Genomic DNA, 23,207 nt, shown 5'->3' with positions numbered 1-23,207 from the left:
TGTCAAAAGATTGCAATTAAACCATCATCAATCTTTCATTTTAGTTGATTACGGTGTCTCTAAGTCGAATAAAAAATAGAGATCGAATGAAAATTACTGTCGTTGGTGCGGGTTATGTAGGTCTATCGAATGCCTTATTATTTTCCAAACAACATGATGTGATTGTACTAGATATAGATAAAACACGGGTAAAGAGCATTAACCAAAAAGTGTCACCTATCAGTGATACTTGTATTCAAAACTACTTAACTGAAGCCAGCATTGAGGCTACATGTGATAAAGAATTTGCTTATCAAAATGCAAAACTCATTATCATCGCAACACCTACTAACTATAATCCTGAAACCAATTATTTTGATACCTCTAGTATTGAAGGGGTCATTGATGATATCCAAAAAATAAATCCAAAGGCGTTGATGATTATCAAATCGACAGTGCCCGTTGGTTATACCAAAGAGATTTCTAAAAAGTTAAAGCTTAAAAACCTCATTTTTTCCCCAGAATTTTTAAGGGAAGGGCAAGCCTTACAAGACAACTTATATCCTTCTCGAATTATTGTTGGTGAAAAGTCAAAACGCGCTGAAAAGATTGCCAAGTTATATTTGAAAGCGACGGTAGAAAAGAACGCCGTGTTATTGTGTGTGGATTCTACCGAAGCTGAGGCAATTAAGCTTTTCTCCAATACTTATTTGGCCATGCGTGTCGCTTTCTTTAATGAGCTTGATACGTACTGTATGAAAAACAAATTAAGTGCTTTGGATATTACGACTGGGGTTGGTTTAGATCCTCGGATTGGTGATCATTACAATAATCCATCCTTTGGTTATGGTGGCTATTGCTTGCCTAAAGATACTAAGCAGTTGTTGGCGAATTATCACGATACACCTCAGGAATTAATCTCCGCGATCATTCGCTCAAATCAGACCCGTAAACAGGCGATTATTGCGGATATTTTAAGCCGAAAAGTCTCTTGCGTTGGAATCTATCGACTGACGATGAAAGCTGATTCTGATAATTTTAGAGAGTCTGCTGTGCATGATGTGCTACAAGGTTTAGCCGATGAGGGAATCCGCGTTGTGATTTATGAGCCAACCTTGGATGTAAAAGAGTATCTAGGTCATCCTGTTATTTCGAGCTTACAAAAATTTAAAGCGATGTCAGATTTGATTATCGTAAATCGAATGGTACCGATGTTCAGTGATGTGATGGAAAAAATTTATACCAGAGATTTATTTGGCATTAATTAAGCTTTCTCAATTTTGATTAAGTTTTTATTTGTATAGTCTGTTGGTGAAATACCGACAGACTATAAGGGTTTGACGAATTAATAATAAAAAATAATATAAGGTCTATGCTAAGATAGCCTCACATTCAGTGCATATTATTTTTTCGCTTTGGCTACCAAATGCTTGAGCAAAATAATATCTAAGGCATTAAGGTTAGCAGATGGTAGACATTCAACAAAATTCGGCAACTCATGAAGACAATGTTATTTTGTGCATGAAATGGGGAACCAAGTATGGCGCAGAATATGTCAATCGTTTATACAACATGGTTAAACGTCATCTTACTTTGCCTTTTAAAATGGTTTGTCTAACAGACCGCACTGAAGGAATTGATCCTAATATCCAATGTTTTCCGATTCCATCACTTGATCTGCCTGAGGGTAGCCCTGAGCGTGGTTGGAATAAACTTTCAACTTTTGAACCTGATCTTTATGGCTTAAAAGGTAATGCGCTTTTTCTAGACTTGGATGTGGTGATTGTCGATAACATCGATTGTTTCTTCCAAGAAAAAGGTGAGTTTTTGGTGATTCATGACTGGAAAAGACCTTGGCGTATTACAGGAAATAGTTCAGTTTACCGTTTTAAACTAGGCGCTTTTCCTGAAATTCTGCCGTATTTCCGTGAACACTTTGATGAGGTTCGACAAAAATTCCGTAATGAACAAGAGTACCTCTCTTGGTTTGTACATAAAGAAGGTAAGCTGAGTTATTGGAACAAAGACTGGTGTAAAAGTTATAAATATCACTGCTTACAAAAGATTCCATTGGCTTATTTTAAACCACCTGTAAAACCTCAAAATGCCAAAATTATTATTTTCCATGGTGAAATTAATCCGCCAGATGCAGTCAGTGGTGGCGGTGGTAAGTGGTATCGCTATGTACTGCCATCGGACTGGATTAAAGATGCTTGGCAATAAGCTAAGTAGGTGTCATTGCTAAACTTAACGATGACAGCTATAACAAAAATCAGGCGCTTTGCCTGATTTTTTTGCATTTAGAATGCTTACTTAAATGTTGTGATACTGACGATACCAATCCACAAAGTTTTTCACGCCGTCCACAACCGAGGTTGCTGGCTTATAATTAACATAGTCTTCCAGTGCCGAACTATCAGCAAAGGTATCAGGGACATCACCAGGTTGAAGCGGAAGCAGGTCCAAAATCGCTTCTTTACCAGCAGCTTTTTCAATCGCCTGAATGTATTCAATCAACTTCACTGTGCGATTGTTGCCAATGTTGAAAATTCTAAATGGCGCATTGCTGGTTGCAGGGTTTGGATGATTGCTGTCCCAGTTTTCATCAGGTGTCGCAATCTTGTCGCTGGTACGAATAATGCCTTCCACAATATCATCGATATAGGTGAAATCACGAGTATGGTTGCCATGATTAAACACTGGAATCGGTTTGCCTTCAAAAATATGCTTGGTGAACTTAAAGAGTGCCATATCTGGACGTGTCCACGGTCCGTATACGGTAAAGAAACGTAGACCTGTCGTTGGAAGTTTAAATAAATGGCTGTAGCTATGTGCCATCAATTCATTGGCACGTTTGGTCGCTGCATAAAATTGTAGAGGATGATCAACGCCATGCTGCTCGCTAAATGGCATGGTGGTATTGGCCCCATACACGCTACTGGTGCTTGCATAGGTCAGGTGAGGCGTTTCTGCGTAGCGGCATGCTTCCAAGATATTGGTAAAGGCAATCAGGTTGCTTTCCACATAGCTATGCGGATTCTCAAGCGAATAACGTACGCCTGCCTGTGCGGCTAAATGGATAACACGATCAAAAGCATGTTCTTTAAAACACTGGTCAACCACTGCTTTATTGGCCAGGTTTTCTCTGATCAGTGTGAAGCTACCTGTATCACTCTTTTCAGCCACTTGTTGTAATTGTTTGACGCGAGCTTCTTTAAGGCTTGGATCATAATAATCATTAAAATTATCAAAACCGACTACATCATCACCGCGCTCAAGCAGTTTCTGTGCAACACTAAAGCCGATGAATCCAGCAGCGCCTGTGACTAGAACTTTCATTCATCGCCTCCAAAAATATCTCGTGTATAAACTTTATCTTGTACATCTAACAATTCATTGGAGAGGCGATTGGCAATAATCACATCACATGATTGCTTGAATTCGTTTAAATCCTGCGTAACTTTCGATTTAAAGAAGCTATTTTCGTGGAAGGTTGGCTCATAAATGATGATTTCAATACCTTTGGCTTTCAGACGTTTCATCACGCCTTGAATTGCAGAGGCACGGTAATTGTCAGAACCGCTTTTCATCACTAGACGATAAATACCGACGGTACTTGGATTCCTTGCGATAATTGAATCGGCAATAAAATCTTTACGGGTACGATTGGCATCTACAATCGCTTTGATTAGGTTGCTTGGAACATTGTTATAGTTTGCGAGCAATTGCTTGGTATCTTTTGGTAGACAATAGCCGCCGTAACCAAACGATGGATTGTTATAATGACTGCCAATACGTGGATCTAGACAGACCCCATCAATCACTTGCTTGGTGTCTAAACCGAAACTTTGCGCGTAGGTGTCCAGTTCATTGAAGAAAGCAACACGCATGGCCAGATAGGTATTGGCGAACAGCTTAATCGCTTCAGCTTCGGTTGAATGAGTCAAAAGTACAGGAATATCTTGTTTGATTGCACCCTCTACCAGTAAATCTGCAAATTGCTGGGCACGTTCAGATTGCTCTCCAACAATGATGCGGGATGGGTAGAGGTTATCGTGCAGTGCTTTGCCTTCACGTAAAAACTCAGGCGAAAAAATAATATTTTTAGTCTGGTATTTGTTTTTAACGTGCTCGGTAAAACCCACAGGAACGGTTGATTTAACAATCATGGTCGCGGCAGGATTAATCGCGAGCACATCCTGAATCACACTCTCAACACTTTGTGTATTGAAGTAATTGGTCTGTGGATCGTAATCGGTAGGTGTTGCAATAATAATAAAATCAGCATTTTGAAAAGCGTGTTGCTTGTGGGTTGTCGCTGTAAAATTTAAGTTTTTTTCTTTTAAAAATAGCGAAATATCATAATCTTGAATCGGTGATACTTTATTGTTTAGTAGTTCTACCTTGCTTTCTAAGATATCAAGTGCAATGGTCTCATGGTGTTGTGCAAATAGCATCGCATTTGACAACCCCACATACCCAGTTCCAGCAATAGCTATTTTCATAAGTACCTAACAGATTCAAAATACATGATGGACGGTTAATAGGATAGCCAGAGTGAGCCGAGTTTTAAATCCCATTCTACTGGTGTGATCACCATTCGTCCTGCATTTGGGGTGAGCGTAATTTCACTGAAGTAAACGTGATCCTGAGATAATAAGAAATCTACTCGACTATAACCATACGCAAAACAGAGTTTTTCAGACAATTCGATAATATTTTTCAATTGTGGTGGCTTGGCTAAAGCATCGGGTGAGTTATCTTTCAGATCGACACGAAATGGTTGTAAGTTCCATTCAGTATCATACATGTTTGAATAGTCATTACCTTAGGTATCTTGTACATCAATTTCCAGATATTCTGGTCGCCCTTCAAAACAGTGAACACGACAGGTGGTAATGACTGACTGGGTTGCTGGATCGACATATAAATCAACATATTGTTCAATCAGAATTTTGGGGCAAATGTCTTTGTAGTGCCACTCACGTTTTCTGAAATACATGTTCTTTTTCAAGTGATCTTTGATTTTCGCCTTGACCGTGGTGACATCAAGTTTGCATTTATCACGGCAAATCTTGGCACTACCACTGTCATGGGTACATTTCAGCACAAACTGGTTAGGTAGCTGCTCAAAATCGATTTCATCAGCACAGCCATAGACGCCAACCAGAGGAACCAACTAGTCATTTCCGACTTTTGCTGAAATTAAATCTCTGACAGCACATTTATCCGCCAATTTAGTCAATAACGGACTTCTTTCGTAGATCATGCGCGCCGTGACTTTTTCATTAAAGCTTTTTGGCGCGCCAAAGTCGGGTGTATAGCCCAACTTACACATAAAACGTTTGGTGAGATACTTTTTATCTGAGACAAATTTAGTTCTAATTACTTTTGCTTGATATTCAAAATAGTCATAGTTAATCATTTTAAAAAAAGGTTTAATCCCATAAAAGTAGTCGATAATTATAGTAAAAAATGCTTAAATTCGTCTATCTAATTAAAATGTAATATATTTTTACTAACTGATTTCAAAAGGTTTGATTTTGTTAAAGATTATGAGTTTTAAGCTGATGTTCATGTACAGGAAAAATACGATAAGAAGATAGATGGCATGATTCATCTAAGACAGTAAAATACTGAATAAATATAATATACTGATTTATATGAAATGATTGACTTGTTCGCTCTGGAAGCTATTACGAAAAGAGGCTGACGGTAAATAGATCAGTGGTGTTATCATAGGTCATTAGATTAAACATCTTTAGCCGTATTTTCGGGCTTTCTAATTGTTTAAGAGTGAATTGATGAGTGAAATGATGCAACCGGTTGATGTGGTGATTGCCTGGGTAGACGGTAATGATCCAAAGTTAAAGCAAAAACGCCTCCAGTATCAGGGTAAAAAACAAGCTTCTGATGCGGTGAGCGATACCCGCTTTGCCAGTAACCATGAAATTTATTATAACGTTGCATCGATTTTAAAGTACGTTCCATTTTGCCGTCATATTTACATTGTGACGGATGCTCAGCAACCACAATGGATTGATGACTTCGTAACAGATGGCATTTGTGAGGCAGGCAAGATTCGTATTGTTGACCATCGTGAAATTTTTGCTGGTTATGAACAATATCTTCCGACCTTTAATACCCGTTCCATTGAAACCATGTTATGGAATATTCAGGGCTTATCGGATTACTTTTTCTATTTAAATGATGACTTTTTCTTTAATGCGCCTGCGCAACTAGAAGATATTGTTATCGATCAGAAAATGGTGATTTACGGACATTGGCAAAGCAGTTTTGTGCTTAAGGCCAAGCTGTGGTATCGCCAATTGTTAAACCAGTATTTTGCCAAGCCGATTCAACCCAAACATATGATTGCGCAAATGTTAGGAGCGGATAGACTTGGATTTAAAAAGTTTTTTGAAATTCACCATTATCCACATGCCGTGGATCGTAAAATACTCCAAGACTATTTGGTTGCTCATCCTGAGTTTCTGGAAAAACAGATTCAGTATAAATTCCGCAGTGTAGAGCAAATTAACCCGATTTCATTGATGAATCACTTAAAAATTAAGTCTAATGAAGCGATGTTAAAACCTGATCTTGAGATTGCTTATTTAAAGAATGAAAGTAGTTTAAATAGCTTCTTGCACAGCCTGAACAATGCACAGATCAAATATGGTTGCATGCAAAGTCTGGATCAGTTGAGCGATGCTGCAGCACAGCAGATTTACACGGCTTTAAATCAGAAATTGGCGGGCTACTTGCCCCGCGCTTTATTGGCTCAAACAGCCGAAGGATAAATAATGAAAGTCGTAACTTATCTGATTAATCTGGATGGTAGTGATCAACGTCTGGCGAGTGCAACAGCACAGTTACAGCAACAAGATTGGCCATTTATTCGTTTTTCTGCCTACGATGGTCGTGGCAAAGCGCTTTCTGAGTTTAAACAATATGATGATGCCGAGGCGCAACGGATTTTGGGCCGTAGCTTGATCAACTCAGAGCTGGGTTGCTATTTGAGCCATTATGGTTGTGTCGAAAAATTCCTTGAAACAGACGCCGATTATCTGGTGGTTTTGGAGGATGATATACATGTTTTACCGAATTTTAAGAATAATCTGCAATCACTTCTCAATTATCTAGATCAGCATAAAACGCTGGACTGGTATGTCGTGAATCTGGCGGCGAAAAAGAAGAAACTTGCCAAGGATATTGTTCAGATGGAGTATTATAACTTGTGGCATGCTTACTATTTCCCGATCCGTGGTGTGGGACTGGTCTGGTCAAGAAAAGGCGCGGAGGAGTTTGTCAGACTCGGGAAAGAGATTCATGTCCCTGTCGATATTTTCTTTCAGGGCTGGCTCAGTAAAAATGGGAAAGGGCTCGGGGTCTGGCAGCCGTTCGTGAAACCTGCTGGTCTGGACAGTGATATTCTGGGCACGGTTGCAACACAGGGAATCCAGCGTAAAGATCTGGAAAAACGTGATGCCTCTCATGGCTTAAAAAAACAGAAACGTATGTGGCGTGATCGTTTTTACGCATTCAAGCATCTTTACTTTTAATTAACATTGTCGAGGAAAATCACTTCAGCGCAAAGATGAACTGAAGTGATTTAAAAATATGGCTGAGTGACCTGTATGAAAATATTTAAAAAAATATTCTATCTCTTGAAGTTCTATACGATGTATTCGAATAAAAAGAGGAATCAGAATGATGTGATCGATAACTATGCAGATATTTTGGTGCTAAATCCAATTGAACAACCAGCAGTCATCCCCAAAAATATTTGGATATATTGGGAGGGGGATTTACCGATTCTTGTTGAAAAATGTGTTGAACAGTTAAAAAAATTGCATCCAGATTATGAGGTATATTTTTTAGGACCTAATGATTTGCCTAAGTTTTGTGATATTGATTTTGACTCAGTGTTATATAAAAAGGCAACACCGCAACAAAGATCTGATTTAATTCGATTTAACTTGCTTTTTCTGCATGGTGGAATCTGGCTTGATGCAAGTACCATTGTGTATGAGCGTTTAGATTGGATTCAATCACTGATTGAACATAAGCGAACGAATTGTTTTGCGTATTATCGGATGAATAATACTACAAATATTAATTATCCTGTTGTTGAGACTTGGTTGTTAGCAAGTGTTAAAGATAATATTTTTTTTAAGCTTTGGTTAGAAGAACTGTGGAGAGCAATTGAGTTGACACCTAAAGGTTACATTAAACACATTACTAACACTGAAGAGAATAGTGAGAACTTATTCCAAAAAATTGGTCGCTTGGAATATCTAGCTGTTTACGTGGCTTGTCAAAAGGTTATGCGGAACTACTTACCAAGTATGACGCTCATTAATTGCGATAAAAATGCTTTTCTTTATCAAGTCAAAAATAAATGGGTTAAAGAAAAAATATTGATTGATATGGCTGTGAACTATGCTCCCGATGATAAACCTAAATTGATCAAATTAGCAGGAAAAGAAAGAAAAACTCTGAGTCATTATTATGAGAAAGGAATGTATTTCGAACACTCTCTTCTTGATATTCCTCAAAAATAGAACAAATTTGCCATCTAGAAGAATTGGTGGTGAAGCTTAACTAAAAAAAGAGTAAAATATTGGCAATCCACAGTTTTTTACTACTATGAAAAAATTTGTTATCAGTCTCTCTACAGCAACTGAACGTAGAGAACATATTTTTAGAGAATTCAGTAAAAAAAGTATCAATTTTGATTTTTTTGATGCTTTGACTCCTGAGCCAGCAGCTATTTTTGCTAAAGAACTTAATCTAAAAATAAATGAGCAGTCTTTAACAAAAGGTGAAGTTGCATGTTTCATGAGTCATGTTTTTTTGTGGAAAAAAATGATTACTGAAAATATTCCACTCATGGCTATTTTTGAAGATGATATTTATTTAGGAGAAAATGTAAAAGCATTTCTTTCTGAAACTTCATGGATAGCTCCAGATTGGCATCTGATCAAAATTGAAGAATTCACTCCAAAGGTTGCTTTAGGGCAAAAAATTAAAGAATTTTCGAGTGAGCCAGATCGAGCTCTGTTTGATCTTAAGAGTAAAAATCTTGGAACAGCAGGTTATATTCTGTCTTTACATGGAGCCCAGCAATTAATGAGCTATATTCAGTCATTAGATAAGCTCATTGCGTTAGACCATTTGATGTTTGAAAGTGTAATAAAGCATAATATTTTATCTGTTTGCCAGATGAAGCCTGCGTTGTGTATTCAAGATGTGACGCTCTTCTCTACAAAAGACAGTGTCAGGTTTGCCAGTCATTTGTATAAAGAGCGTCTAACCCGACGGAAATATGATAAAAAGCATGGGATGGATAAAATAAGACTGGAGTTGTTCCGAATTTTTCAGCAAATCAGGAATCTTATTTTCTTCAAGTCAGTTGGGTTTAAGTAAGGGAAAAGCGTGGAAAATTTTGTTATCAGCTTAAAGTCTGCATTTGATCGTCGAGTACATATCGAAGATCAATTCATGCAGCAGGGGATCGATTTTAGTTTTTTTGATGCCATAGAGCCCCAACAGGTTGAAAATCTAGCAGAACAATTAGCAATTTGTATTAGCAATTGCCATTTAAGCCAAGGTGAGCTTGGCTGTCTATTTAGCCATGTTCTACTTTGGAAAAAAGCAATTGATGATAATATTGACTATGTTGCGATCTTTGAAGATGATATCTATTTGGGTGAGCGCGCAAATGACTTTTTATTAAATAGCCAATGGATTAAGGATAGATGGGAAATTTTAAAACTTGAAAAAAATTCTAAATTTAATTATCTATCGATTAATAATAAATTGACAATAGAGAATGGTCGGGTAATCTCAAAATTATTAAATGCTAATTTTGGTACGGCTGGCTATATTCTTTCCAATAAAGCAGCTAAAAGTTTATTTAACTACGTAAAAGAATTAGCCTCAGTTGATCATATTGACCAAATAATGTTTAAAAAATATTTACAGGATGGAGAATATTCTGTTTATCAAATGAACCCCGCTCTTTGTATTCAGGAATACTTGTTATATCCAGAAGCTAAAAAGTTCAAATCGAGTTTATCGTGGCGAAATACAGAGAAAGTCAAAGAAAAAAATCTGCTGCAGAAGGTGAAGAGAGAGCTTATACGAGCATTCTTGCAACTTTATCGACTTCCATTCAAAGTTAAAATAAAATTTAAATAGTCTTAAATGTTTTATGCATTTGACTGATGAGGTACCAATGGAACTTCCAACGATTCATGCGCTGTGGATTGGCAAAACCTTAGGCCAAATTTCTAGTTGTTGCCTGAGATCATTTGCGATGCGTGGGCATAAGGTTTTGTTACATGCTTATGACACAATTACTGATGTACCAGAAGGTGTAGAGTGTGTTGATGCAAATCTAATTATTCCAGCAGACAAAATTTTTAAACATAATCAAACTGGTAGTTATGCACTTTTTTCTGATGTGTATAGATATGAGCTATTAAAAAAAGTTTCTGGAATATATGTTGATTGTGATGTTTATTGTTTAAAGCCTATTGAAATTCCTGAGTCTCAATATTTATTAGGCTTTGAAAGTGATCATAAGATCAATGGCGCAGTATTAGCAATGCCTCAGGATAGTAACTTGTTAGCCGCTTTATTGGATGCTGCTTATAACCCATTTTTTGTACCTCCATGGTATAAAAAATCTCGTCAAAAACGCTTAAAACTCAAAAAAATGTTAGGTATAGGTCAGCATATCGCAGATATGCCATGGGGGGTTATAGGCCCTGATGCGATTACTCATTTTGTAAAGACACAAAACTTAGTTGAATTTATCCAGCCTATAGATGTTTTCTATCCTGTACATTATCAATGTATTGGTCAATTGACTGATTCAGGCTTAAATATTGAAGATATTACGAGTACGAGAACGCTTGGTATACATTTGTATAATGAGATGCTGCGAAATTTAGATTTGGATGAAATTACTCCAAACAGTATTTTGGCCAAAATGTTTAGAAATGAAATTTAAATGCAGAGTAAAAATTTAAGATGAGTGTCGAAAAGAAAAAAATCAAAATTGGCCTAATTATTGATGAGTTTTTTGGTGCAGTTGGTACTGCTTATGGCGGATATGGTTTTTTAGCTAGACGACATATTGCAAAATATCTTCCGAATGAGGATTTTCAGGTAGATGTTTTGCTTGGACGAGGGAATCGTAGGTTTTTTGCTGAGACGTATCAAGTGGATGATGTGAGTGTTTATCGTTTACCCCGCAGCAAGTGGTTTGCAAAACAATGGTTAAAAAAACAAGATTACGATCTCTATTTAAGCATTGAACTCACATATAGTTATGTTTTAGAACATGAACCCAATAAAAATAAAAAACTGATTTTATGGATTCAGGATCCTAGACCAAACTACGAATGGGATGAAATTAATACAGTTCAGTTATTTCCTGAGACGTCATATTATAATCAAAAAATATATGACTTAGTTCACGACTGGTACAAACAAGACCGAGTTAAGTTCATATCACAAGGATATTTTTTAAATCAAAAAGCTAAAGATTTATATCAATTGAATGATGATGTTGAGATCCAGTATTTACCAAATCCAATTGATATTGATGAAGGCTTTCATTTTGAAACGCATCAGAAGAAAAATGTGATTATTTTTCTGGGGCGTATTGAATCGGTTAAGCGCGGTTGGTTATTTTGTGAAATCGCTAAAAAAATGCCTGAATATGAGTTTGTTATATTAGGTCAAACTTTTAGGGAGGACGAAAAGAACTCTGAAATCATGAAGGATTATTATGCAATTGAGAATCTATATTTTGCTGGTCATGTTGATGGAATTGAAAAAGAGCAGTATCTAAAAGATGCGAAGATACTAGTGAATACCTCCATTCATGAGGCACTTCCTATCTCATTTTTAGAGGCTCTGTCTTTTGGTACATTGCTTGTAAGTAATCGTAATCCAGAAGCGTTGACTGAGAAGTTTGGTATTCATGTTGGGGATGTTCTTGGAGATGGTTTTGATAAAGTTGATCTTTTTGTCAATGCAATTAGAAGCCTAATGCTTGATGATGAAAAGTCTAAGAAATTAGGCCAACAAGCGATTCAATATATTAAAGATAGACATAGTGCTGAAGACTTTCAGAAAAATATGCGGACCACAGTGCTACGCACCTTAAACAAGTGATTCAAGTGATTAGAGTGTGTTTGTATGTAGATTAAGCGTAGTGGTTGATTTTGCAATCTCTAAACCGTTTATATCCCCACATATATTCAGCAGGAAAGCGGTTGATCATCTGTTCAACTGCTTGATTGAGTGCAGTGGTTGCAACTTCAATATCGCGATTATAAAGCACAGGATCATTGAGGTCATCGCAATACACATCAAATCCTTCACCATCCTCACGACGGAAACAGCTTAATCCCACCAGACGACATTGGGTTTTTTGAGCCATTTTGCTGGCCAGTGTACTGGTCAGGCAGGGAATTCCGAAAAAAGGAACCACGACACCGCCAGACGGATCGGGAACATGATCAGGCAGAATCACACTGAAACCACCTTGTTTTAGATTCTTAAATAGCGCTTTGACACCCGAAGCATCTGTCGGCACTAAAGTTGCGTTGAGGCGTTGTCGAGCATGTAAAGCAAATGCATTAAAACCACTATCTTTCATTGGTTTATACATGATCGTGGGAGTACCATATTGATTCACCCATGCATTCATCATTTCCCAAGTGCCTAGATGAGGAGTGATGATCAGTGCACCACGAGGGTCGCTGAGAGCATTTGTCAGAACTTCCAAGTGATGCACGGTATGAATCTGTTGGATGCTCCATTCAGGAGGCATTGCCCAACATTTACCTGACTCGATATAACTCAGACACTGTTTAGTCACGCTTTCACGTGCAAGCTGTTCTTTTTTTTCTTGGCTTAATTCTGGATAAGCTAAGCCAAGATTGATTCTGGTCTTGAACAGCATGCTTTTATCAGGATTTTGGTTGATAAAATAAGCTACCACTTTTGCGATACTACGCAAAAATGTTAAAGGTAAAATGCGAAGGAGAGTTACGTAAAAGGACATCGTGCCTAGTCTTGTTTATCTGCGTTGCCTTTGAGAACCATATAAATCAATGCGACAAAAATGAGTAGTGCACCGACAAGACTACTTACGCAGAAGTATAAGATACGTTGATTGGTGTCCATATTGAAAAGTTCATTTGCTAAGATATAGCGCATGAAAAACCACTGTGCCAAAGAAAACACAATAAGCACAATTGCGTGTCGACGCACATCAGAACGCATCGCCATAGGACCGACCTCTCAATAAAAAGCAGCTTATTATGCCATTAGCAAGCATGTTCGCAAAGTAAAACCATGTAATATAAAAAAACCCTGCATAGCGCAGGGTTTTATACAAACTGAGAAAATTATTTTTCTTCAGCTTTTGGTTTTTCACGTAAACGAATACCTAAGTCACGCAATTGATTTGCTTCAACTGGAGCTGGCGCTTGAGTCAATGGACATTCAGCTGTCTTAGTTTTCGGGAATGCAATCACATCACGAATAGACGATGCGCCTGTCATGAGCATGATCAAACGGTCAAGACCGAATGCCAAACCACCGTGCGGAGGTGCACCATAACGTAATGCATTGAGTAAGAAGCTGAATTTCTCTTCTGCTTCTTCTTCGCCGATACCTAAAGCTTCAAAAATCGCTTTTTGCATTTCTAAAGTATAGATACGCAGTGAACCACCACCGATTTCAGTACCGTTAAGTACCATGTCGTAGGCTACAGAAAGTGCTTCACCTGGATTGTTCTTAACTTCTTCAACACTTGATTTTGGTAGTGTGAATGGATGGTGAACAGATGTCCATTTGCCATCATCAGTTTCTTCGAACATTGGGAAGTCGACCACCCAAAGAGGAGCCCATTCACAAGTTGAAAGATTCAAGTCATGACCGATTTTCACACGAAGTGCGCCCATCGCATCGTTTACAACTTTTGCTTTGTCAGCACCGAAGAATACGATGTCGCCATTTTCAGCACCAACACGTTTTAATAGATCAAGCACGATTGGCTCAATAAATTTAACGATTGGAGATTGAAGACCTTCGATACCTTTTTCAAGTTCGTTGACTTTGATGTAAGCCAAGCCTTTCGCACCATAGATGCCAACGAATTTAGTGTATTCATCGATTGCACTACGCGGCAGTGAACCTGCGCCCGGTACACGTAAAGCAACGATACGGCCTTTAGGATCTTTTGCAGGACCAGCGAATACTTTGAATTCAACGTCTTGCATCAAATCTGCAACGTCAATTAATTTCAATGGAATACGCATATCTGGTTTGTCAGATGCATAGTCACGCATTGCATCTGCATAAGTCATACGTTCAAATTTATCGAATTTTACATTCAATAATTCATTGAACATTTTAACCGTTAAGCCTTCCATTAAATCCATGATGTCATCGTCACTCATGAACGATGTTTCAACGTCGATTTGGGTAAATTCAGGCTGACGATCCGCACGTAAATCTTCGTCACGGAAACATTTAGCGATTTGGTAATAACGATCAATACCACCCACCATTAACAATTGTTTGAACAATTGTGGTGATTGTGGAAGCGCATAGAAGCTACCATTTGAAACACGGCTTGGGACTAAGTAGTCACGCGCACCTTCTGGTGTCGCACGTGTTAAAATTGGTGTTTCAACGTCTAAGAAACCGTGATCTTCGAAATAGTTACGAATAAGATTAGTTACTTTAGAGCGGAAACGTAAACGCTCTAACATTTCAGGACGACGGATGTCCAAGAAACGATATTTCAAACGAATTTCTTCAGAAATATTGGTGTTTTCGTCATTCAATGGGAATGGCGGAGTATCAGAAGCTGCAAGAACTTCGATCTCTTTACCTAAAACTTCAATTTGACCACTCACCATGTTGGCATTTTCAGTACCTTCATAACGGCGACGAACGCGACCTGTAATTTTCAAAACAAATTCAGAGCGTGCTTTATCAGCTGTTGCGAATGCTTCTGGGGTATCAGGATCGATAACGACTTGAACTAAACCATCACGGTCACGCATATCAAGGAAAATCACACCACCGTGGTCACGGCGACGGTGAACCCATCCGCATAAAGTTACTGTTTGATCGATTTGGGCTTCAGTAAGAGAGCCGCAGTAATGAGTGCGCATCATATTGAATTATATATCCAAACTATATTGGCTGTAGAAGGTGAATGCGTAAACAGCGCACCACCAATGAAGGGGAGATTATGCCTTGTTGAACGTATTGTCTCAAGTCTTAATATTTTCCAAACAATACAATGTTGGAAAACTAACCCAAACGGCTTCTACGATCAAAAAACAACAACAATAAACAAGCAATACTCATGAGAATAAGTCCAGTTTGAGAGAATTCATTTATAGACCTACCGATATAAAAATAGCGTTCACTGTTCCAACGCTCAGCTGGAATTTGTAGGTGTAAATTCCATACAGCGCAAAACCCCGCGGTTATAGATATGAGTAAACTTAATAGAAAAAATAATCTTAGTTTAATTGGTATGTGAATGTGCTGTTTGTGGTTTTGATAATACTTAAGGCACATCCATAGCAAGATCGGTAAGGTCAAGATGGATGAGACAATTTGCAAAATAAAATGTAAAGGATAATTCAGACCCCACAAAGAAACTTCTTGGGCAAGTGCTTTTTTAAATGCAAATGTCCGAAAATCAAGATGGGTAAGCCCATCCCAAATCAAATGCGTCGCTGCACCGATCACAATCGAAACACAGCTCATCAAACTAAAGGCAACAAACTGATCAAAAGAATGGATATTGAGAGAATGCTGTATAGCTAAAACACGAAAGATCACAGGACGGTACAGCAGATACCACAATAAACAAAAAAATAATCCAATTGGCAGATTCGGAAATAACAAACCTGACCATTGATGTGTAAGTGCAATCGTTTCAGTTGTAAATAGGCGATATAGATCAGGCGTCATACAGCCAATTGCAAGAGCAGCAATGGGGAGTTGACCTTTGCTAAACTTGGATAAAGGCGGTGCTAAAACGGCATGTGAAAGGGTAAATGGCATATCGTTTGAAAACGAGCCTTCATAAAATCGTGGAGAAGCAGTGTAGCAAATGTAATTTGCAACTATGTTTTTTATTGCAAAATAAATGAAATGTTATAATATAACAAAAATATCGATAAACTGATTCGAGACATGGTATGTCATTTCCACAGAATATTTTGACCTTATCTATTTTAGCTGTTGTCGCGTTACCGACTTTCGCTGCTGAAAATGAAGAAGTTCAAACTTTAGAAACAATACGAATTAAAGCGCACCCACTAGAGCAAACATCGAAAGATTTTGCAGTTGCAGATACTGTTGTGGATCAAAAGCGTCTTGCCCAAGGTGCTGTTACGATTGGTGAGGCACTCAGTGGTGAGAGTGGAATTGCATCCAATCAGTTTGGTGCGGGTTCTAGTCGACCTGTGATTCGTGGTCAAGATGGACCACGCGTAAAAATCTTGCAGAATTCTTCTGAAAATATTGATGTTTCTACTTTATCACCTGACCATGCAGTTACGGTTGATCCAGCACTTGCAAAGCAAGTTGAAGTGATTCGTGGTCCATCGACATTATTGTTTGGTGCAGGCACTGTGGGTGGCTTGGTCAATGTCAATGACAGTAAACTCCCAACACAAATGCCAGAAAAAGGCTATGAAGGTAACGTTGGTTTACGTTACAACACTGGAAGCGATGAAAAATTAGCAACAGCTGGTGTTACTGTTGGTTTAGGTGATCAAGTTGCTTTACGTGTTGAAGGCTTAAAGCGTGAGGCAAATGATTATATTGCCCCAAATTATTTCCATGAAGGTGAAAAAGAGCGTCGTGTCGACAATACCTTTGCTGAAGGGCAAACAGTAAATGTTGGTTTGTCTTGGATTTATGATCGAGGCTTTACAGGTATTTCATATAGCAACCGCCAAGATAAATATGGCTTGCCAGGGCATAGTCATGAGTATGAGAGTTGTGATGCACATCTTTCAGGACGCCCACATTTACATTGTGGAGATCACGACCATGATCATGGTGATGAGGATGATCATGACCATGAAGAACATGCACATGATGCAGGGCCTTGGATTGATTTGAAGTCTGAACGATATGATTTCCGTACCGAGCTAGATGATCCATTTGTGGGCTTTAAAAAGTTACGTGCTCAAGCAAGCTATACTGATTACCAACATGATGAAATCGAAGAAGATACCATTGCAACACGCTTTAAAAATAAAGGTTACGACGGGCGTTTAGAGTTAGTACACAATCCAATTGGACCTTGGGAAGGGGTGATTGGTACGCAATATAATCAACAAAAATTAGAATTAACGGGCGAAGAAGCATTCTTAGCACCGAACACAACAAAAAAATGGAGTGTGTTTGGTTTAGAGCATGCGCAATTTAATGATGTACATGTTGAGTTAGCTGCACGTGCAGATCAGCAAAAAATTGATATTGAAGATTCTAGTAAAAAGAATTTCGACGGTTCAGCCTTTTCTGTTTCAGGTGCCGCAAATTGGGAGTTCGCACCAGACTATAAATTATCTTTTGTGGCATCTCATCAAGAACGTTTGCCATTGGCTCAAGAGCTTTATGCAGATGGTGGTCACTTCGCAACCAATACCTATGAATTAGGCAATGATCAACTTGGTAAAGAAAAGTCAAATAATGTGGAGCTTGGTTTCCATTTTGACAATGACAAATTTGATTATCATGTTCATGTCTATCATAACTGGTTTGATGATTACATCTATGCACAAACTTTAGATCGTTATAAAGACTTTCGCTTAGTGCAATATACCCAAGATAAAGCACGTTTCTATGGTGCTGAAGCAGAGGCGAATTATCAAGTTTCTTCAATCTATAAGCTTGGCGTATTTGGTGATTATGTTCGCGGTAAGATTGATAATGAAAATGCTCCTCGTGTTCCAGCTGGTCGCTTAGGTACGAAAGTCAATGCAGACTTTGGTGATGGCTTTAGTGGTTCTGCTGAGTATTATCATGTCTTCCAACAAGATAAGATTGCTGCATATGAGACAGATACACAAAGCTATAATATGCTTAATCTTGGTGTAGCGTATTCTGGGCAATACAGTAATGTTGGAGATTATCGCGTGTTCCTGAATGCGAACAATCTGTTAGATGATCAAGTTTATCAACATGCTTCGTTCCTTTCGACCATTCCACAAGTGGGACGTAACTTTACCGTCGGTGTTAATTTTAGCTTCTAATTTTTCACTTAAATCTTATTGAAAAATCAAAGTATAAGCTCTAGCCTTAAACCATTAGGCTAGGGCTTTTTTTGTTTATATGCGTATCTTCCAACGAATCCATCGAAAATTAAACTGGTCAGGTCGACGTTACATGGCAGTCATATTGAGTATTTTTGCGATTGGGTACATTGCTTCGGCGATTTATCACACTGTAAAACCACTCCCGAAAGGCTTGGATTTTACGGGGCAACTACGTCATGCCAATGTAAAGTTCTTGGCTGATCAGACTTATATGGATGCGCAAGGTCAGCAACAAGTTGATCAACATATATTTAAAGAAGTGTTTCAGTTAATTGATCAAGCACAAACAACTATCGTCTTAGATATGTTTTTGTTCAATCAAGAGGTTGGGGACTCGAAAGTTAAACAATTTCCATTAATGCAAGAGTTGACTGATGCATTGGTTGTGAAACGTAAATTAAATCCTGCGATTGAAATTGTGGTCATCACTGACCCAATCAATTCTGTCTATGGTGGGATGACGCCTAAACATTATGCTCAGTTACGTCAAGCAGGTGTTGATGTCATTGAAACGGATTTAAAACCATTACGTGCTTCAAATCCGCTATGGTCAGGTCTTTGGTATATCTGTTGCCAAAACTTGGGGAATAATCCTGAGGGTGGATGGTTAAGCAATCCTTTTGGTAATGAAAAGATTACTTTACGCAGTTATTTAGAATTATTTAACTTCAAGGCGAATCATCGGAAAACGTTGGTTGTGGATACTGCCCAAGGTTGGAAAAGTTTAGTCACTTCTGCTAACCCGCATGATGGTAGTTCTCATCATAGTAATGTGGCTTTAGTTGTTGATGGTGCAACCGCGATTGATGTCCTGCAAACTGAACAAACTGTTGCCAATATGTCGAAAGGTTCAAGTCCTTTTGTGATTATGGGTGGATTAACAGAAGATAAAAGTTTACCTCAAGTTCAAGTCCTGACTGAGAAAGCGATTTATGATGCTGTTTTAAAAATGATTGAGACAGCGAAAAGTAAAGAGCATATCGATATGGCAATGTTCTATTTATCTGAACGTCATATTATTGATGCTTTAAAGCAGGCCCAGCAACGTGGTGTGAACATCCGAGTCCTACTTGATCCGAATAAAGACGCATTTGGCCGCCAAAAAAATGGTATTCCAAATCGTCAAGTCGCTTCGGAACTCAATGCAGCAGGAATTCCAATTCGCTGGTGTGATACGCATGGCGAACAGTGCCATAGCAAAATGTTGGTCAAATACAATAACCAGCAAGCTGAGCTGATTTTGGGTTCTGCAAACCTTACTGCACGTAACCTGAAAAATTATAATCTTGAAACAGATTTTCGCGTGCTTGGCGCAGCACAAGCGCCAGTGTTTAAAGATGCTAGGCAGTATTTTGATGCAGCATGGACAAATGCCAATGGTCGTCAGGTGACGGTTGATTATTCAAAATATGCAGATGAATCGAAAACCAAATACTGGATCTATCGTTTTATGGAATGGTCGGGTTTATCGACCTTCTAATAAAAAAGAGGCGTTAAGCCTCTTTTTTATTGTGGATTTGGTGGAATAAGCTCATCCAAATCTTTATCTGCCATCTGATCCAGTTCACTTAAATCAGTTTTGATTTTCCACTGACTTTCATCTTCAACTGGGGTGGGGAGACGTGCCTCTAACCAGTCACAAACAACATCTGGATTAAACTCTGGATGATTACACTGGATCACCCATGCTAAGAAGTCTTTGGCTTCACCATTCATATAAGGTGGTGGAGATACTGGAAAAAATAGTGTCGGTAAACGTTCGTTTGTAGATAAGTAATTCAGCACATGCCCAAGCTCTTGAACTGTTTGCCATGCCAGTGGATGTTCGACATCAATATTGAATTTGAACCACCACGCATGTTGACCATCTGCGCCATGTGCCACAATTCGAGATTCTTGCACACTCGGAACTTTACAGAAAAATTGATAGAGACGATCAAAATTCATTTCAGACACAGACATTGCCTCAAAACCAAAAAAACGATCTTAACATATCTCGATCTCTGATGAAGTCAGTACAGCTAATCCATTGAATAGGGCACTTAATCTGAAAAAATATTATTACAACAGATATGCTGCTTTTTTATTCTAAAATAAAAGGATACTCTGATTTTTAGGGAGATGCAGATGAAACAATCTAAATTTCATATCTATAGTTTGGTTGGTATCTTGAGTTATCTTCCTATTTTAGCTTATGCAAATAATTGGGGAGGCTACACTGGTTCGGAACGACGTTCGTACCCTCAAACACCAACGTATCAGCAACCTGCACAAGATCCGTTTGCATTTTCAAATCAGCGCTATACACCGACTGCACCACCGAAAGGCTACTATTATCAGCCTAATCAAAATAATTATTATCCCTATCCGCATCAACGACCTGGTGTTCGGATTGAATATTATCCAGATACGCAATATGAACACAGCTATCGTAGAGAGTCTTTTGTTGTTGGTAATGAATTACCGAGCGAGTTTCGTAGTGAGCGATATGTGATTCGGGATTGGGATGACTATTCTTTGCGTGAACCGCCAAGAGGTCGCCATTGGGTGATGATTGACGGGCGTTATCTTTTGGTGACTGATGATAATTTTAGAATTGAAATTATTCGCTGATTTTCAGGTAATTTTCATTTCTTGGTTGAAAATAGGTTCTCCATATTTTCTTGGATTTTATTACAAAGCTTTGCAATGTCATTGGTTTTATTCATGGTTTCTCCTTGAGTTTCTCTTAATCTGATTTCAGATCAAAACTGAGGATCAAACAATGAAAAAGGCAGTCGTTTTACTCGTATCAACTTTAATATTAGGTGTTTCAGCATCTGCTATGGCGGATTCAAATCGTTGGGATAATCACCATGATTACAAGCACCGCTATGATCAACGTTATGATCGATACGAGCATCGAGATCAACCACGTTGGTCAAATGGTGATCGTGGTAATCATTATGGTCAACGTATTAACTTTAAACGTGGAGAGCGTTTACCGTCAGAATATCGCAACAAACGTTTTATCGTTTCGAATTACCGTTATCACCGCTTATACACACCACCTCGCGGATATAACTGGATGCAAGTTCAAGGTAAATATGTATTGGTGGATTCAAAATATCGTGTGTATCGCGTTGCATAAGCAGCAAAGTCAAAAGCAGGCATTTAAGCCTGCTTTTTTATTTAGGCCAATTCATCATCTTGAGGCTGTGGTGTTTTATTCGCAGGAAGTTGCTGTTCATGTTTTTTACCACGAATAACAGAAGGGTAGTGCCATGAAGCAAAACGAACCACAAGAATTGCCAAAGCCAAAATTAAGATTGATCCTGTAATAATGACCAAGTCCATCGAAGCTTTGTGATTATGCTGAATATCTGCAATTAATAAACGAGTAAGTGCTGTAATTGCAACATAAATCAAGAAACGAACGGGCATATGATTGGTTTTAAAATAAATCCCGACCATTGCACCGAGTTCAAGATAGATAAATAACAATAAGATGTCATCAATCGTTGCATACTGTTTGACGGTTAGAATTTCAATCACAGTATGAACGGCTGACCATGCAATCATACAGCCAATGATAAACAGCGCGAGATAATGAAAAGCTTCAACGGCATAGTGACCAAAGCGATCCAATAAACGCTCTAAATTTTCAAGTTTTTCTTTCGAGTTCGACATAAAGATTAGACTACTCTATATAGGTATATGAGTTTGTTATGCAAATTTTATGCTGAATTTGTTGCAGTAATAAAAAACGGCCTAAATCGTTTGATTTAGACCGTTTTCAATTCAGAGCTTAGATTTAAGCTTGATTTGTAAAGTAGTCTTCGCTGAAGTTCATGATGAGATCAGAACCAGCTTCAACTTTCTTAATGCGGGCTTCTAATTCTGGCAAGATACGAGTAACGAAGTACTGTGCCAATGCAAGTTTGTTTTGATAGAAGTCGCCAGATTTGTCTTTCGCAGCAGCAGCAATTTTTGCGAACATATAGCTAAAGCTGAGTAAACCAACTGCATGTAAATAATCAACAGCAGCTGAGTTCGGGAACTCAATATTTTCAGCCGCTTGCTCAATGATGAATTGAGTAACAGCTTCAACTTCAGTTGCAGCATCTAAAGTTGCATCTTTGATGAAGTTCAAATCAGCATCTAATGTATTTGCAAAATCACGAATTTCAGCGATGTATTCAGCGATGAAAGCACCACCATTCTTAATCACTTTACGACCGATTAAGTCTTGTGATTGAACACCGTTCGTTCCTTCGTAGATTTGAGCAATACGAAGATCACGGATACATTGTTCCATACCCCATTCACGAATATAACCGTGACCACCAAATACCATCTGAGCATCTAGAGTTGCTTGGAATGCTGTATCAGTCAGGTACGCTTTTGCAATTGGTGTTAATAGCGCAACGCGGTCATTGGCTTTCTTCACAGCTTCAGCATCAGTTGAGAACTTCGTGATGTCGAGCTGTTGACCAACATACACCGCAAATGCACGAGATGCTTCATTGTTCGCACGAACATTAAGCAACATACGACGTACATCACCATGGACTAAGATGCTATCTGCTGGTTTGTTTGGCGATTGAACGCCAGAAGCACTACGACCTTGTAAACGATCAGTCGCATATTGAGCTGCATTTTGATAAGCAAACTCAGAAGCTCCAAGACCTTGGATACCCATTGATAAACGCTCGTAGTTCATCATCACGAACATCGCAGCAAGACCTTCGTTTTCTTTACCAACGAGGTAGCCTTTTGCACCGTCAAAGTTCATTACGCAAGTTGCAGATGCTTTGATCCCCATTTTGTGTTCAATTGAACCAGGGCCAACAGGATTGC

At 38.4% G+C, this 23,207-nt stretch carries 22 protein-coding genes and 1 pseudogene; 13 read left to right on the top strand and 10 right to left on the bottom strand.

What is annotated here, in order from left to right:
- Nucleotides 1-86 precede the first annotated feature (86 nt).
- Complete coding sequence (locus B4237_RS16095; protein WP_278596516.1) at nucleotides 87-1,247, top strand: nucleotide sugar dehydrogenase; 1,161 nt, start codon at nucleotides 87-89, stop codon at nucleotides 1,245-1,247.
- Nucleotides 1,248-1,446: 199 nt separating this feature from the next.
- Nucleotides 1,447-2,202 (top strand): hypothetical protein, encoded by a 756-nt coding sequence (locus B4237_RS16090; RefSeq protein WP_004877331.1) that lies wholly within the window; start codon nucleotides 1,447-1,449, stop codon nucleotides 2,200-2,202.
- A 90-nt stretch (nucleotides 2,203-2,292) separates the two neighbouring features.
- On the opposite strand, the gene B4237_RS16085 is transcribed toward B4237_RS16090, so the two are convergent.
- From B4237_RS16085 to B4237_RS16075, 3 genes and pseudogenes are all read right to left on the bottom strand, one after another.
- Nucleotides 2,293-3,318 (bottom strand): NAD-dependent epimerase, encoded by a 1,026-nt coding sequence (locus B4237_RS16085; protein WP_047429313.1) that lies wholly within the window; start codon nucleotides 3,316-3,318, stop codon nucleotides 2,293-2,295.
- On the bottom strand, nucleotides 3,315-4,484 hold the full coding sequence (locus tag B4237_RS16080; protein ID WP_278596517.1) for a nucleotide sugar dehydrogenase: 1,170 nt from the start codon (nucleotides 4,482-4,484) through the stop codon (nucleotides 3,315-3,317). Before B4237_RS16080 ends, B4237_RS16085 begins: the two co-directional genes overlap by 4 nt.
- A 35-nt stretch (nucleotides 4,485-4,519) precedes the next feature.
- Nucleotides 4,520-5,404: pseudogene (locus B4237_RS16075) on the bottom strand (ATP-grasp fold amidoligase family protein).
- A 379-nt stretch (nucleotides 5,405-5,783) separates the two neighbouring features.
- Between B4237_RS16075 and B4237_RS16070 the strand changes: the two are divergent.
- The 7 genes from B4237_RS16070 to B4237_RS16040 all read left to right on the top strand — a co-directional run bounded on the left by B4237_RS16070 (nucleotide 5,784) and on the right by B4237_RS16040 (nucleotide 12,174).
- Nucleotides 5,784-6,782 carry a Stealth CR1 domain-containing protein gene (locus B4237_RS16070; protein ID WP_278596518.1) on the top strand — a complete coding sequence of 333 codons (999 nt, stop codon included), beginning with the start codon at nucleotides 5,784-5,786 and terminating at the stop codon, nucleotides 6,780-6,782.
- Between the two features lie 3 nt (nucleotides 6,783-6,785).
- Nucleotides 6,786-7,544, top strand: a complete 759-nt coding sequence (locus B4237_RS16065; RefSeq protein WP_278596519.1) for a glycosyltransferase family 25 protein — start codon at nucleotides 6,786-6,788, stop codon at nucleotides 7,542-7,544.
- A 75-nt stretch (nucleotides 7,545-7,619) separates the two neighbouring features.
- Complete coding sequence (locus tag B4237_RS16060; protein WP_278596520.1) at nucleotides 7,620-8,546, top strand: glycosyltransferase family 32 protein; 927 nt, start codon at nucleotides 7,620-7,622, stop codon at nucleotides 8,544-8,546.
- A gap of 85 nt (nucleotides 8,547-8,631) precedes the next feature.
- Nucleotides 8,632-9,411: a glycosyltransferase family 25 protein gene (locus tag B4237_RS16055; protein WP_278596521.1), complete on the top strand. Its 780-nt coding sequence runs from the start codon at nucleotides 8,632-8,634 to the stop codon at nucleotides 9,409-9,411.
- Between the two features lie 9 nt (nucleotides 9,412-9,420).
- Nucleotides 9,421-10,185, top strand: a complete 765-nt coding sequence (locus B4237_RS16050; RefSeq protein ID WP_278596522.1) for a glycosyltransferase family 25 protein — start codon at nucleotides 9,421-9,423, stop codon at nucleotides 10,183-10,185.
- Nucleotides 10,186-10,222: 37 nt separating this feature from the next.
- On the top strand, nucleotides 10,223-11,002 hold the full coding sequence (locus B4237_RS16045; RefSeq protein ID WP_278596523.1) for a glycosyltransferase: 780 nt from the start codon (nucleotides 10,223-10,225) through the stop codon (nucleotides 11,000-11,002).
- A gap of 20 nt (nucleotides 11,003-11,022) precedes the next feature.
- Nucleotides 11,023-12,174 (top strand): glycosyltransferase family 4 protein, encoded by a 1,152-nt coding sequence (locus tag B4237_RS16040; RefSeq protein ID WP_278596524.1) that lies wholly within the window; start codon nucleotides 11,023-11,025, stop codon nucleotides 12,172-12,174.
- A 31-nt stretch (nucleotides 12,175-12,205) separates the two neighbouring features.
- On the opposite strand, the gene B4237_RS16035 is transcribed toward B4237_RS16040, so the two are convergent.
- From B4237_RS16035 to B4237_RS16020, 4 genes are all read right to left on the bottom strand, one after another.
- Nucleotides 12,206-13,069, bottom strand: a complete 864-nt coding sequence (locus B4237_RS16035; RefSeq protein ID WP_278596525.1) for a lysophospholipid acyltransferase family protein — start codon at nucleotides 13,067-13,069, stop codon at nucleotides 12,206-12,208.
- A gap of 5 nt (nucleotides 13,070-13,074) precedes the next feature.
- Nucleotides 13,075-13,296, bottom strand: coding sequence for a hypothetical protein (locus B4237_RS16030; protein ID WP_004877311.1), 222 nt, complete (start codon nucleotides 13,294-13,296; stop codon nucleotides 13,075-13,077).
- Nucleotides 13,297-13,415: 119 nt separating this feature from the next.
- Entirely contained in the window at nucleotides 13,416-15,197 is a 1,782-nt protein-coding gene (gene aspS / locus B4237_RS16025) for an aspartate--tRNA ligase (RefSeq protein WP_004877310.1), read from the bottom strand.
- Between the two features lie 139 nt (nucleotides 15,198-15,336).
- Nucleotides 15,337-16,101 carry a DUF4184 family protein gene (locus B4237_RS16020; protein WP_278596526.1) on the bottom strand — a complete coding sequence of 255 codons (765 nt, stop codon included), beginning with the start codon at nucleotides 16,099-16,101 and terminating at the stop codon, nucleotides 15,337-15,339.
- 137 nt (nucleotides 16,102-16,238) lie between these two features.
- Between B4237_RS16020 and znuD the strand changes: the two genes are divergently transcribed.
- Together znuD and B4237_RS16010 are read left to right on the top strand one after the other, a co-directional pair.
- Nucleotides 16,239-18,305 carry a zinc piracy TonB-dependent receptor ZnuD gene (znuD, locus tag B4237_RS16015; protein WP_278596527.1) on the top strand — a complete coding sequence of 689 codons (2,067 nt, stop codon included), beginning with the start codon at nucleotides 16,239-16,241 and terminating at the stop codon, nucleotides 18,303-18,305.
- 79 nt (nucleotides 18,306-18,384) lie between these two features.
- Nucleotides 18,385-19,848, top strand: coding sequence for a phospholipase D family protein (locus tag B4237_RS16010; RefSeq protein ID WP_278596528.1), 1,464 nt, complete (start codon nucleotides 18,385-18,387; stop codon nucleotides 19,846-19,848).
- 26 nt (nucleotides 19,849-19,874) lie between these two features.
- Here the strand turns inward: B4237_RS16010 and B4237_RS16005 are convergent, their stop codons facing one another.
- Entirely contained in the window at nucleotides 19,875-20,324 is a 450-nt protein-coding gene (locus B4237_RS16005; RefSeq protein ID WP_165593485.1) for a hypothetical protein, read from the bottom strand.
- A gap of 171 nt (nucleotides 20,325-20,495) precedes the next feature.
- Between B4237_RS16005 and B4237_RS16000 the strand changes: the two genes are divergently transcribed.
- Complete coding sequence (locus tag B4237_RS16000) at nucleotides 20,496-20,981, top strand: RcnB family protein (protein ID WP_061396777.1); 486 nt, start codon at nucleotides 20,496-20,498, stop codon at nucleotides 20,979-20,981.
- A gap of 151 nt (nucleotides 20,982-21,132) precedes the next feature.
- Complete coding sequence (locus B4237_RS15995; protein ID WP_136457123.1) at nucleotides 21,133-21,498, top strand: RcnB family protein; 366 nt, start codon at nucleotides 21,133-21,135, stop codon at nucleotides 21,496-21,498.
- A gap of 41 nt (nucleotides 21,499-21,539) precedes the next feature.
- On the opposite strand, the gene B4237_RS15990 is transcribed toward B4237_RS15995, so the two are convergent.
- Nucleotides 21,540-22,037, bottom strand: a complete 498-nt coding sequence (locus B4237_RS15990) for a phosphate-starvation-inducible protein PsiE (RefSeq protein WP_278596530.1) — start codon at nucleotides 22,035-22,037, stop codon at nucleotides 21,540-21,542.
- A 124-nt stretch (nucleotides 22,038-22,161) separates the two neighbouring features.
- Nucleotides 22,162-23,207, bottom strand: a 1,046-nt coding sequence (locus tag B4237_RS15985; protein WP_286943931.1) for an acyl-CoA dehydrogenase, incomplete at its 5' end; no start/stop codon positions are given.

Origin of the sequence: Acinetobacter sp. UBA6526 (assembly GCF_002434875.1) — a bacterium.
Classification (GTDB): Bacteria; Pseudomonadota; Gammaproteobacteria; order Pseudomonadales; family Moraxellaceae; genus Acinetobacter; species Acinetobacter venetianus.
Note: the sequence above shows the minus strand (reverse complement) of the source record. Positions and strands in the feature narration are given on the sequence as shown.